Below are 12321 nucleotides of genomic sequence, written 5' to 3'. Positions count from 1 at the left end.
GTTTCTACTCAGCGATAAAATAATCGCTCCGATTCGCGAATTCTTTTGTGTTAGGGGTGTATTGGGTGATTTTGATTTCTAACCCCTCATAGATCTCTTTAAGCCCTTCGCAGATGCCTGAATAACGTTCTGAATAGATGACTTCTTTCCGAACCCCGTCAATATGCCAAATTCGGAAGCCGGGGTTGTTGGATTCGAAATCCCATTTCACCAAATAGCAGTGCTGTCCGTTCTTAGAAACGAGTCCGATATCCTGGAAGCCTCTGTCGGGCAGGTCAGGGACATAGGGCCCTGTTAGATTTGCTGACCCGATATTATAGGGAGAACCCATTCTGATGTCTGATAAATTAGAAAAAGATACGGTGTAGTTGAGCATGAAAGGACCCCTTCGTTGTGGAAGGGGTGTTTGCAATCAGAATGCCAGATTACCCCGCAACGTTCGCCATTTCGAACATTGGGACCATGACGGCCATAACGATCATACCGATCGCGGCACCCATGATAACGATAACGATTGGACCCATGATGCTGGTCAGACCTTCCAATTTGGTTTTTACCTGGAAGTCATAGGCGTCAGAAACCTGGCTTAACATATTTTCCAGCTCGCCGGTTTTTTCACCGATGTTCACCATGTGAATCACGATAGGCGGGAACTGGCCGGATTTTTTCAAAGGACCGGCAATAGATTCACCCTCAGAAATATTGCTGCGGGCTTCATCGATCGCTTTAGCCAGAACGTGATTGTCGACAACGTTTCTGACAATATCCATCGCAGCCAGCATCGGCACGCCACCGTTAAGCAGGGTTGCCAAAGTACGGGTGAAGCGGGACACTGCCACCATGCGAACCGTCGGGCCGATCAGCGGTAATTTCAAAGAAATCGCATCCCACTGGTTTTTACCAGCCGGAGTGTTTCTCCAGTTACGGAAAAGCAGATACACAATCAGCATGCTTCCCAAAATCAAGTACCAGTAATTCACCGCGAACTGGGACGCATCAATCAAAGCCACCGTGTACCACGGAAGCTGCAATTGCGGAGCAGACTCAAACACGGTCACCATTTTCGGAATCAGGAAGATGAACAAGAAGCCCATCAAACCAAACGTCACAACCAGCATGATCACCGGATAAGTCATGGCACTGCTGACTTTAGCGCGCAAATCGGCCTGCGCCTCGGTGAATTCCGCCAGACGCATCAAGATGACATCCAAGCTTCCTGACATTTCACCGGCTTCCACCATTGACACATAGATCGTGGTGAAAACGTTCGGGTACTTCAACATCGCTTTATGCAAAGTTGAACCTTCGTTGACCATGTTCTTACAGTCGGCCAAAGCTTCTGCCAGCGTCGGGTTTTCAACCTGTTCAGAAACGGCTGTCAGCGCGTCGACCAAGGGAATGTTGGCTTTGATCAAAGTCGCCAGCTGACGGGTCATCAAAGAAAGGTCTTTGACGCCAACAGTTTTTGTGGCGCGGGGACCGGATTTCTTTTTTGGATCGACCTTCTTTTTGTCTTTGATGTCGATGACAAAGATATTGTCTTTTTTGAGCTTGGTGCGGGCCGCACGCTGGTTCTCAGCGTCGATGGTCCCTTTAACGTTTCTTCCGTCTTTCGACAGGCCTTTGTACTCAAAAATAGGCATCGTGGTTACCTTGGTTAATGACTCTTCAATTGTGGCGGCGAGGCCGCCTTTGTTTTTATTGAAGCAGCCGAAGCTGCTTCAGCCTACGCCCTGCCGGGGCTTCGGCTCTGCCCGGCAAGCCGGCTTAAATATCCAGTTGCGTATTGGAGGTCAGTTCTTCAATTGTCGTGATACCCGCAAGGACTTTTTGAATCCCGTGGTCACGGAAGGTCCTCATTCCGTTGGCAACTGCTTGTCTTTTAATTGTATTACCGTCTTTACGCTGCATGATCAATGAGCGGATGTCATCCGTTACGATCATCAACTCTCCAATATTGGTACGACCGGAATAACCTTTCTGCGAGCAGTGGTTGCAACCCATTGCTTTGCAGATATTGGCCTTGTTGGCTTCTTCGCGAGTGATACCCAGCAGCTGAATTTCGAAATCCGTGGCTTCATGCGGGGCTTTACAGTGCGGGCAAAGAACACGCACCAAACGCTGGGCGATAACACCCGTGATGGAAGTTGCAATCAGGAACGGCTCAACCCCGAAGTCGATCAGACGGGGGAAGGCCCCGGCGGAGTCATTCGTATGCAGTGTGGATAGAACCAAGTGACCCGTCAAAGAGGCCTGGATCGCCAGTTCGGCTGTTTCCAAGTCACGAATCTCACCGACCATGATGATGTCAGGGTCTTGACGAAGGAAGGAACGAAGGCCGGCTGCGAAAGTCAGGCCGATCTTTGAGTTCACTTGCACCTGACCGATACCGTGGATACGTTGCTCCACCGGATCTTCAACTGTCAGGATATTCACGTCAGGCTGATTCAGCTTGGAAAGGGCACCATACAAAGTGGTGGACTTACCAGAACCCGTCGGACCCGTAACCAGGAAGATCCCGTAGGATCTGGTCAGGATGTCCTCTTCCATTTTGGACAGATTATCCTGAGAGAAGCCCAAAGCCGCCAGTTCGCGCACCACAGAAGACCTGTCTTGAATACGCATAACCAGACGCTCACCGAACGTGGTAGGGACGCAAGACAGACGAATATCGATATCTTTACCACCGACTTTCAAAGGAATACGACCGTCCTGGGGCAAACGCTTTTCGGCGATGTTCAGATTGGCCATAACTTTGATACGGGACGTGATGGCGTTTTGAAGCTTTTTAGGTGGTTTGAACACGTCGAACAAAATACCGTCCGTACGGAAGCGCACGGCCATGTCTTTTTCATAAGGCTCGATGTGGATATCAGACGCTTTTTCTTTCACCGCACGGAATAGAAGGCTGTTCACCATCTTGATCACCGGAGCGTCATCTTCGCCGGCCTCAAGCAAATCCACGATAGGATCATCCAGGTCGTAATCTTCTTCGGCGATTTCATCCAGACCCGAAAGATTCGCGGTGCTTTTTTCGTAAACTTTATTGATCGCATCCTGAACACGGCTGGAGGTGGTGATCAGAGGGCGCACGCGCTTTCCGAACAGCACCTTCATGTCATCCAGGGCTTTGAGGTTCACCGGATTACTGGTCAGTACCACCAGCAGGTCCGCGTCTTCCTTGTAGGGAAGGACGTTGTGCTGTTTTGCGTAGTTGATAGGAAGGTCCCGGATCAAGTCGACTGCGATCTCGCTGACGGGGATGTCCCGGATAAAATCCAGGCCCAGTTCTTTGCACAGATCGGAGACCACTTCATCCGCCGTGGAAAATTCCTTCGCAGCCAAAGCCTCGCCGACGGTGACGGGTCTCACCACCGAAGGGTTGTTTAACACAGAACGGATTTGGTCCTGTGTTAAAGAGGTCGATTTGGCAAGTATCGTTGAAACATCCACGGAGGCCATCAGAATTACTCCTCAATAATAGGTTCAGCAGTTGCAGGAACATCCGCATCAGACGGAGCTTCTGCTTTGCGGCGGATTTCATCCAGTTTGGCGCCGTATGGATCCACGCCGCCCTGAGCTTTTACGAAATCAACGCGTTCATCAAGCTTCTTAGTCACAATGGCATTGGCTTCGATGTTGTTACGCACGATTTTCGGAGTCAGGAACACAACCATGTTCGTTTTGTCTTTTACGATCGTGCGGGACTTGAACAGCCATCCAATAATTGGAATATCGCCCAGCAGAGGCACTTTCGTGACGGACTCCTGGTCTTGTTCTTTCATCAAACCACCCAGAACCACCGTGTCGCCGTTATTCACGTTGATCACAGTTTTCAGGGAACGTTTTGCCAAAGGCTGTGTGGAATCCTGGAACGCTTTCGGTGTGGAAGCTGTTGAAAGCTGGGCCACCTGTTGCTTGATTTCCATGCGGATCTGATTCGAAGCCGGGCTGATGAATGGTTTGATCGCAAGTTTGATCGTCGCGTCTTCAAACTGCGGAGTTCTTACCGTCGTGCCGCTGGTTCCAACGTTTTGCACGTTTTCACCGACAACGACTTTGTCGCCCACTTCCAATTCACCCTCTTGATTGTCCAAAGTCATCAACTGAGGAGTGGACAGGATGTTGGCTTTTTTCGCGGTTTTCAGGAAGTTGATGAAACCCAAAAGACTAGGAATCTTCAAAGTCGTTTTGGAAACCGGATCCGTCACTTCCACCGTTTTACCCTGACCGAAACCGATCACCGCACCAGAACCACCTGTCGGGGACAGGAAGTCATTGATATTGGAAAGACCGTTGAAGCCGACCTTGCCGTAACCACTGTCGCCGTACTGGTAGTAACCAATACCCCAGGAATTACCGTCATTCACAGACATTTCCATGATGATGGCTTCAACAAACACCTGGTCACGAGGTGTATCGATTTTGGAAAGGATATTCAGAACCACATCGTAATCCTGCTTGCTTGCAGTCACGATCAGGCTGTTGGTGGTTTTATCAGCTGTGATTTTAACATCGCCACCGAAGATTTCCTGAGGAGCTTGCATCCCTTGAGAACCCAGCGGGGACAGCAGACTGCCACCAGTTGCCGGTTTTGGAGCGGCATCCTTGGTCACACCCTGAAGTGTTTGAGCGATCTTTTCAGCATCACCGTGGCGAACGTTGTAAACGTAAACGCCACCGGATTCTTCAGCGCGGATTTTGAAGTCCAACTGAGAAATCAGCTTTTTAATACGCACGATACCGGATTTGTTACCCACTACGATGATAGAGTTGGTACGGTCATCCGGAATCGCCATAAAGAAGCTTGCGCCCTGCTGGGATGTCGCACCCGCAGAACGGGAGAATCTTGGAACGCCGGCAGTGAAGGTGCCGGGAGCAGAACCTTGAGTTTTATTGCCTTTATTGACGATTTTATCAACGAGGTCCGCAAGATCTTTGGATTTAGCGTACTTAACCGGGATCACTTCAAGTTGTTCTTCAAATCCTGGAACATCCAGCTGGCTGATGATTTTCATCACGCGGTCGATATTGGAACCGTAATCCGAGATGATGATGGAGTTTGTTGGCTCGTAGATGTTCATTTCACCGTCTTTGGACGGCAGGATGCGCAGGTCACGGTTCACTTGAGAAGCTGAGATGTGCTTCAAGTGGATGATACGTGTGATCATCTGATCGGCGTTAGGGTAGTAAGCGCCGGAGAACGTTTCGATGTTATCACGCTGGGCATTTCTTGCGGATTTGACTTTCAGGAAGCTTCCGGAAGGAACCACGGTGAAACCATTGATTGCCAAAGCGGATAAGAACGCTTTGTAAGCTTCAGAAACGGTGATCTTGGTTGGGGCGATGATCGTGATTTTGCCACGAACGCCCGGATCGATGATGAAGTTCTTGCCGGTCAATTCGCTGATCGCGCGAATGATGTCAGAAATCTCGACATTCGGGAAATCGAAAGATTCGATGGTTTCCGGGAAGTTTTTGTTATTGATGTCTTCAATCGGAGCTTTGGCAAACTTGTCTTTTTCCGCCTTGGTCAAAGGAGAGGAACCGGTTGCCGCCTCAGAACCACCGCGTGGAGCCATCCCGGATGGACCGCCGGAATTGCCGCCGCCAAAATCAGAAGGAGCGGAGTCGCCACCACCCATTTCGCCGAAATCCGGTGGCGGTGGTGGAGGCGGGAAGTCCTCAAACTGAGCCTTTGCTGCCGGGCCCACAAGTTGGGCCGTCATCAATGAAGCAAGTCCTATGCTGACGTTCTTTTTCATGTTGCTTCTCCTCCTGAGGAGTTGTCTTAAAATCCTTTTAAGTCTACTGGATGTTGTACGTCATGGTTTCGTTTTTACCGTTACGTTCCACTTGAAGAGTCACTTTTGGTGAGTTCTTCAGGGTGTTGTAAAGTTCCATGGCTTTTGCAGGGCTGTCGACAGGGGTGCCGTCGACAGACTTAATGACGTCCATTCTTTGGATGCCAAGTTGTTCGTAAATGCTGCCTGGTTGCATGTCCAAAATGCGGAAACCGTTGATGTTGCCGGTGCCGGGCTCACGATTTGGAACCGCACGGGCTTGCATCAGAATGCTGGACAGATCGTTGGTGTATTTCAATAGGTCTGCACGTTTGATCACGAAGTTGTTGTCGCTGACTTTTTGGACTTCTTTGCCGGAATCACCTGTTGATTTGCCAGCGCCGAAAGCGACTTTGCCGCCTTCTTTTTTCATTTCGATGTATTCAAGACGGTTTGAATTCAGATTGCGGAATACCACCTTTTGGCGTTCCACTTTCATGATTTCAGCCATGCCTTCGATCTGTTTGCCGGGGCTGTAAGAAACCACACCTTGCTTGCCGCGAATTTCAATGGCGGCCAGGGATTTTTCAGGGTTGGAATGCACCAAAGTTCCGATCAGATTCAAAGGCAATTGCGACGGAACCGGATCTGCTTCGCGTTGGGCTTCTGCGCCTTTGGATTTGTCCACCAGCGCATCCGGAATCACACCGCTGGAAGCAAAGATGTTACGACTGGTGATAGAGTTGTAAGCACCACGGCTGACGCCGGCTTCAAACTGACTGGATTTCGGATGGGACGGGGGAGCAGATTGCGGAAGCATCTTATCGCGATAGGCGAGAATGCCCAGATCGGCCACGCAGTAACCAATAAATGCAAAGAGAATATAGGGATACCACTTTTCAAGTGGTGGTCTTTGATTCTTCGAGTTGCGTGAAGTCACGGTTATACAATCCTTTGTAATTAACCAGCATTACTGCTGACAGCTCCTAGTCCTTGGGCCTCTGGTTAGCCTATCAAAAAGGCTTGGTGACTGCACTAAAAAATACATACTGGACCCTGGTCTGGGTCTTGTATTTTTCTGCACACATTTCGTAAAGATAGGTCATGATAGGGATATGAGAATTCTCTACTTCACGGATGGAGCAGGAATCGATCTCTTGGGTATTCGCGAATCCTTATTGCGGATCCCGGAGGTGCTCACCTCTCTACGTCGAGGCCAGGAACAGGCACGATACGTAGATTTGATGCAGGTGATGGCATTGCCGGACGAAGATTTTCGTCTGGTCCCTTCTGTATTGAGAAACTACCTGATCAATTTAGTGCAACGGGGACTGCATCAGCGCTGGATCAATCGTGATCACCGCGCCGATTTGATCCTTCGTCGTATCAATCATCGTAACTTTGCTGAAATTAAAGCAGAAGTTATGAACTTCATCCATGGAAAGTTGGAAGGCCGTCCGGTGGCGACCAAGGATCTGCATTTGTTGCATTTCCTGAGTTCCATCGAAATCACCATTATCGGTCCGGGCTACGATGAAATCGAAATGTGGTTGCGCCGTGAAATCTCAACCCGCAGTGATGTGAAGGTTTTGATCAAGGATGTGATTGCGTCCGATCCGCAATTGGACTGGTTCTGGCCGCACGTTTCTGAAACGATGGTTTCCTCGGCTGGACTTATCTAAATAAACAAAAGTTACACCCTTAAGAGCCCATAGAAAATACCGAAAAGCCCTCCACAATTATGTGAGGGTCGCTATGAACGTGTTCGCGAAAGTTCGTCTTTTTAATTTATTGTCAGTCGGTTTGGTGTTGGCGCTGTATGTTTGTATCGGCACAGCGTTTCACTATGAGTCTGAGTTGAATCGGGCCCACGAATCGAAGTTTGAATCCATCCAACTGGCGCAGCAGCTGCGCGATGATTCTGCGGCGTTGACCCGCAATGCCCGCACTTACGTGGTGACCGCGGATAAAAAGTTTGAAGAGGAATATTTAAAAATTATTGCCGTTCGAAACGGTGATGAAGCGCGTGCGGATGGCAGAAAAGTGTCCGCGAAAGTCCTGATGCAGGAAGCGGGATTCACCGCAGAAGAGTTTGCTTTGCTGGCGGAAGCCGAAAAGCGTTCCAATGATCTGGTGAAAACTGAAACAGCGGCAATGAACGCAGTCAAAGGACTGTATGCTGACAGCTCCGGCCAATTCACTGTGCGAAAAGAGCCTGATCTGACCTTGGCGCGCCAACTGATGCATGATGAATCCTATCACAAGTTCGTGAATACCATTGGTGAACCCATCGATAAATTCGAAGCCGTGTTGCAGGCACGGGTGCGTGGGGCTGTTGAAAAGGCTTTGTGGTACGCAAAGCTTGCCCTGGGCTGTGTCGCGGTGATGATTATCGCCTTGTCAGTGACGATGTTTATGTCGTCTTTCTCGCTGAAAGAGGGCATTCGTCTGCAAACTGAATCTTTGTCGGCCGCTTATGCGCAGATTCGTCGTCTGGTCACTGATCTGACCGGCTCAAGTTCTGCGTTGTCCGCGGCTTCTACAGAATCTGCAGCTTCCCTGGAAGAAACCGTGGCGTCTTTGGAAGAGCTGACCAGCATGATCAAACTGAATGCGGACAACGCGAAGATGGCTTCTGACGTGTCGCAGGTTTCCAAAACCACTGCCGAAGAAGGCGCGCAAGAGATCGCTTCCCTGATGCAGTCAATGAACGAGATTGCCAGCTCTTCAAGAAAGATCGAAGAGATTGTAAATGTGATTGATGATATCGCGTTTCAGACGAATTTGCTGGCGCTGAATGCGGCGGTTGAAGCAGCCCGTGCGGGCGAGCAGGGAAAAGGCTTTGCGGTGGTTGCGGAAGCAGTTCGCGCTCTGGCTTTGCGCAGTGCCACTTCGGCAAAGGAAATTTCCGGATTGATTTCTGAAAGCGCAAATCAAGTGGAGCGAGGGCAGGCAGTTGCAAAAAGCAGCCACGAGGTTCTTAATAAAATTGTGGCTTCCGTGAATAAAGTGGCCAGTCTGAATAACGAAATCGCAACCGCCAGCCAGGAGCAAAGCACCGGGGTGTCGCAGATTTCCCAGGCGATGAATCAGCTGGATCAGGTCACGCAAACCAATGCATCTTCTTCAGAAACTATTTCTGAGGCGGCGGGAAGTTTGAATCATTCCACCGAAGGACTTACAGCCACCATCAACAATCTTGAGACCCTGACGGGTCTCAAGAAAGCCGGCTAGAAGTTAATTTCCACACATGCCGTCAAATGAGCTCTTACCCTTGGGGTAAGGTTTGCAGACCTTGGCGGCAAAGCGCGCACCGGCCGCATGTTGTGAAACCGTCCAGTCAAAATCAGTTTCCCAGGACTTCACCGTGCGCACCGCTTTACGGCAGGATTCCATCGTCAAACCGTTGCCACAGATGTTTAAGCTCACTTCCGTTTTGGCAATCAACCACTGCAGGAACGGGTGCGGGCCCCACAGCTGATCGCGCGAACAAGGCAGACTGATGCCGGCCACTTCGCCGCTCACATGCCAGGAAGAATAGATGCCGCTGGCAACCATGTTATCCATGTACTTTTCCAACATCTTGCGTGCGCGTTCTTCAATGCGCGGCACGGACAGATCAAACGGTGCACCGACAGTCTTTAAGAAGTTACAGAAAGGATCTTTGGCCACCTTGTCATAGCCGCATTGCTTTTCGCGGCCACGTTTCAGCGTGGTTTCAATGACGGTTTGTTCAAAGGTGCGACCCATGCCACGCAAGGCGACCTCTTTGGTTCTTTGCAGGCTCCAGAACAAATGGGCCGGGGTTTCAATCTGCTGACAAAGGCGAATACCGCGATAAAGGTGGGCCGCCATGGATTCAACCTGAATGGCCAAAAGGGGGCTTAAGCCGGCCTCGATCATTTGGCAGGTCATGAAAGCCGCGCCCATCACATGATAGTTTTTAGAGGCAATTTGAACGTCTTTTTTGCCCGGGTACTGAATGCTCAGAACTTTCTTTTTCAAATCATCACTGATGTCCGATGCTTTGGAAAGTCCACCAGCCACATAGAAATCTGCGAATTGGGAAGGACAGACCGTGTTGATTTCAGAGTTCCCATCCGTCGGGGAATAAAGCTCGTCGGAAGATATACCCGTGCTGGTCAGTTTGATTTCAACATCCTGATTGGTGAATTCACCCTGGTTTTTATCATCATGTCCGCAAAGGCCAATCAGACTCATCGCCACGTTGGGATTTCCGTTGGCGTACTTCAGAGCTTTTTCATACAGCCAGCCGGGTTTTAGGTCCTTGCGGTTTTTCCCTGCCACGTCCCCCAAAGAGGGCCGCGCATGACGGGATTTATCACCTTCAGCGGTTTGGCGCTGTTTTGTGCTTAGTTTTAAATCGCGATAGAACAAATAGGCTTTTTCCGCAAAGCAGGCATTTTGTTCGAACTGCTGTTCAAAGAACAAAGCCACGCCGGTGTTGGCGTTGGCCACTTCGTTGTCATAGGAATAGGATTTCAGGGAAAGAATGTTGTAATAGCGTTCCAGGCCGTCTTTTACGCCCGAATTGGGAAGCTTGCTGATCAGGGTTAAAGCGATCTTGTTGGCGGAAGAGATGTTGTTCACATCCGGCCCCAGGTCGCTGGCTTGAGCGGTCAAAGAAAGGCTCAAAACCCCGGCAACCAGGGCTTTAGAGAACTGTTTCATTTTGAGATGGCGCACTTGAGAGTTTCCCATACCGGAAAATGAAGCAAAACCAGCGCCTGCTTGGGATAAAGCAGGGTTGATTTAAGCCCCTAAGCACTGTCGAAAGTGCCCAAAATAGTTACCGTTTACAGGGCAAAGAAGGGCTCGATTTCAGCGGGTTTTTCGTTGTTCGGATGCATGAACGAAGGCACCTCTGAATCCGGGGGAATCAGCAGGTAAACCCCGAACGGCATCTTTGCGGAAATCCAGTTGCGGGGACGGCGATAGATAAATTCAGAGCGTGTTTGTGTGTACACCAGGAATTCATTTTCCTTGGCGTCATCAAAGGCCTTCCAAAGCAGGCTTTCAAAAATGTCGCCGTTGTCGGCAAACAGGAAATTCAAATATTTAAAATTCAATCCCGCTTCGATTTTCAGACGGGAATAGGGCTTCGTCAAAGTGCGGGTCCATCCCAGCATTTTTCCGAATTTCAGGAACTGGCGGAAGTTGTGCCCGCGCAAAGAATACTGCATCGGAATAAATTCCTGCATGCCTCCGGCAGACCACGGGGCCACGCAGCCCACGATGTTTTCATTCTTGTCAAAAGCGATGATGAAATCTTCCAGCTTCAAACCCTTCCAGCGCTCGAGTTTTTCCATAAAGCTGGTTTCATCCCACGTTGTGGCCAGATCGCGCTGACGGGATTTTTGTGTGATATAGTAAATCAAAGCATCCACGTTCTGTGCGCTTCCGCGGCGCAGGCGAAGATGCGGCAGGGGATTGGAAGCCCACGGCAAACGGCCATGCACCGACACCATGTTAAAGCGTCGGAACAGATGATAGTTCGGCAAAGGACGCTTCATCGAGCGGGGACGCACAAAGGCATTCAGTGCCTGCACATCCGCCATGCTCATCACCGAAAACAGGTACTTGTTCCCCAGAGTGTGAGACACCTCGTTCATCACCGGCAAAAAGTGCTGAGACCATTCTAAAATCGCACGACGGTTGGAGGAAATACGCAAATCCCGGCCAAAGGCGACCGTGGAAACTTTCCCATCCAGCCACACATCGCGCACCACGAAGCTGGCCATGCCCTCGATTTTGTTTTCATCGGTTTTAAGCTGGTAAGTCAGGTGTTGATCGGATTGCACGGAATAGGGCGCGAAAAAATCCTTTTCGCGATCAATGCGGATTTCAACCGGGCCGTTCAACGGGAAGCTTTTGTAAAACTCAACAAGGGCTTTGGAGTCCTCAGGTTTTGCGATCTCTAATCTCATTAAGTTTTTCCTAGGTTTTCTTCCAAAGAACGTCAGCAACCCCGTGTTTCATGTTGGCCCAGCGGGCTGCCACGAACAGATAGTCGCTCAGTCGGTTCAGATACTGCAAAGTCATGGAATAGCGTTCGTCTTTCACGGCAATTTCGGCGGAACGACGCTCGCTGCGACGGCACAGGGTGCGCGCCACATGCAGGTGTGCTGATGTCGGGTGACCGGCTGGCAGGATAAAATTGCGCAGCTCGGGCAGGGTTGTGGTCAGTTCGTCAATCTGCAGTTCCAGATAGCGGATTTGTTCTTCCGTAATGGGCGGCAAAAGTTTGAAGACCTCATCTTTTTCAGTCGCCAGCAGGCTTCCGATGTTGAAAAGCTCGTTTTGCACTTTTTCCAGAGAATTACTGAGTTCTGACATCTCAGGGAAGGGGGCCAAAGTCGAACGCACCACGCCCAGATAGCTGTTCAGTTCGTCAACGGTGCCATAAGCCTCGACGCGTGGATTGAATTTCTCAACACAGGAGCCGTCCACAAGGCGTGTGCTGCCTTTGTCGCCGGTGCGCGTATAAATTTTGGCTTTGGGAGCATTCGTCATAGAT

General features: G+C 50.1%; 10 protein-coding genes. 2 read left to right on the top strand and 8 right to left on the bottom strand.

The window, feature by feature from the left end; all coding sequences use genetic code 11:
- Positions 1 to 4: 4 nt before the first annotated feature.
- The 5 genes from AC04MQ_RS10730 to gspC form a co-directional block, all read right to left on the bottom strand.
- A complete protein-coding gene (locus AC04MQ_RS10730; RefSeq protein ID WP_475392072.1) occupies positions 5 to 376 on the bottom strand; it encodes a hypothetical protein in 372 nt (123 codons plus the stop codon).
- A gap of 49 nt (positions 377 to 425) precedes the next feature.
- On the bottom strand, positions 426 to 1643 hold the full coding sequence (gspF, locus tag AC04MQ_RS10725) for a type II secretion system inner membrane protein GspF (protein ID WP_015090737.1): 1218 nt from the start codon (positions 1641 to 1643) through the stop codon (positions 426 to 428).
- Between the two features lie 124 nt (positions 1644 to 1767).
- Entirely contained in the window at positions 1768 to 3393 is a 1626-nt protein-coding gene (gene gspE / locus AC04MQ_RS10720) for a type II secretion system ATPase GspE (protein ID WP_235046311.1), read from the bottom strand.
- A 74-nt stretch (positions 3394 to 3467) separates the two neighbouring features.
- Entirely contained in the window at positions 3468 to 5765 is a 2298-nt protein-coding gene (gspD, locus tag AC04MQ_RS10715) for a type II secretion system secretin GspD (protein WP_475392071.1), read from the bottom strand.
- 43 nt (positions 5766 to 5808) lie between these two features.
- Positions 5809 to 6723 carry a type II secretion system protein GspC gene (gspC, locus tag AC04MQ_RS10710; protein WP_015090740.1) on the bottom strand — a complete coding sequence of 305 codons (915 nt, stop codon included), beginning with the start codon at positions 6721 to 6723 and terminating at the stop codon, positions 5809 to 5811.
- Between the two features lie 253 nt (positions 6724 to 6976).
- On the opposite strand from gspC, the gene AC04MQ_RS10705 reads away from it, so the two are divergent.
- Positions 6977 to 7465, top strand: a complete 489-nt coding sequence (locus AC04MQ_RS10705) for a hypothetical protein (protein WP_148278768.1) — start codon at positions 6977 to 6979, stop codon at positions 7463 to 7465.
- Positions 7466 to 7538: 73 nt separating this feature from the next.
- A complete protein-coding gene (locus AC04MQ_RS10700; RefSeq protein WP_475392070.1) occupies positions 7539 to 9017 on the top strand; it encodes a methyl-accepting chemotaxis protein in 1479 nt (492 codons plus the stop codon).
- Positions 9018 to 9020: 3 nt separating this feature from the next.
- Here the strand turns inward: AC04MQ_RS10700 and AC04MQ_RS10695 are convergent, their stop codons facing one another.
- The 3 genes from AC04MQ_RS10695 to AC04MQ_RS10685 all read right to left on the bottom strand — a co-directional run bounded on the left by AC04MQ_RS10695 (position 9021) and on the right by AC04MQ_RS10685 (position 12317).
- Positions 9021 to 10475 (bottom strand): hypothetical protein, encoded by a 1455-nt coding sequence (locus tag AC04MQ_RS10695; protein WP_148278769.1) that lies wholly within the window; start codon positions 10473 to 10475, stop codon positions 9021 to 9023.
- A gap of 125 nt (positions 10476 to 10600) precedes the next feature.
- Positions 10601 to 11731 carry a hypothetical protein gene (locus tag AC04MQ_RS10690; RefSeq protein ID WP_015090744.1) on the bottom strand — a complete coding sequence of 377 codons (1131 nt, stop codon included), beginning with the start codon at positions 11729 to 11731 and terminating at the stop codon, positions 10601 to 10603.
- A gap of 10 nt (positions 11732 to 11741) precedes the next feature.
- A complete protein-coding gene (locus tag AC04MQ_RS10685; RefSeq protein ID WP_015090745.1) occupies positions 11742 to 12317 on the bottom strand; it encodes a cob(I)yrinic acid a,c-diamide adenosyltransferase in 576 nt (191 codons plus the stop codon).
- Positions 12318 to 12321: the final 4 nt, after the last annotated feature.

The organism is Bdellovibrio sp. MYbb2, from assembly GCF_056175685.1.
This window is presented reverse-complemented; position numbering and strand designations above follow the sequence as displayed.

Bases quoted from the DNA above. Each gene is read 5' to 3' on its own strand.
- AC04MQ_RS10730 (WP_475392072.1), bottom strand. From the start codon at position 376: ATGCTCAACTACACCGTATCTTTTTCTAATTTATCAGACATCAGAATG.
- gspF (WP_015090737.1), bottom strand. From the start codon at position 1,643: ATGCCTATTTTTGAGTACAAAGGCCTGTCGAAAGACGGAAGAAACGTT.
- gspD (WP_475392071.1), bottom strand. From the start codon at position 5,765: ATGAAAAAGAACGTCAGCATAGGACTTGCTTCATTGATGACGGCCCAA.
- AC04MQ_RS10700 (WP_475392070.1), top strand. From the start codon at position 7,539: ATGAACGTGTTCGCGAAAGTTCGTCTTTTTAATTTATTGTCAGTCGGT.
- AC04MQ_RS10695 (WP_148278769.1), bottom strand. From the start codon at position 10,475: ATGAAACAGTTCTCTAAAGCCCTGGTTGCCGGGGTTTTGAGCCTTTCT.
- AC04MQ_RS10690 (WP_015090744.1), bottom strand. From the start codon at position 11,731: ATGAGATTAGAGATCGCAAAACCTGAGGACTCCAAAGCCCTTGTTGAG.
- AC04MQ_RS10685 (WP_015090745.1), bottom strand. From the start codon at position 12,317: ATGACGAATGCTCCCAAAGCCAAAATTTATACGCGCACCGGCGACAAA.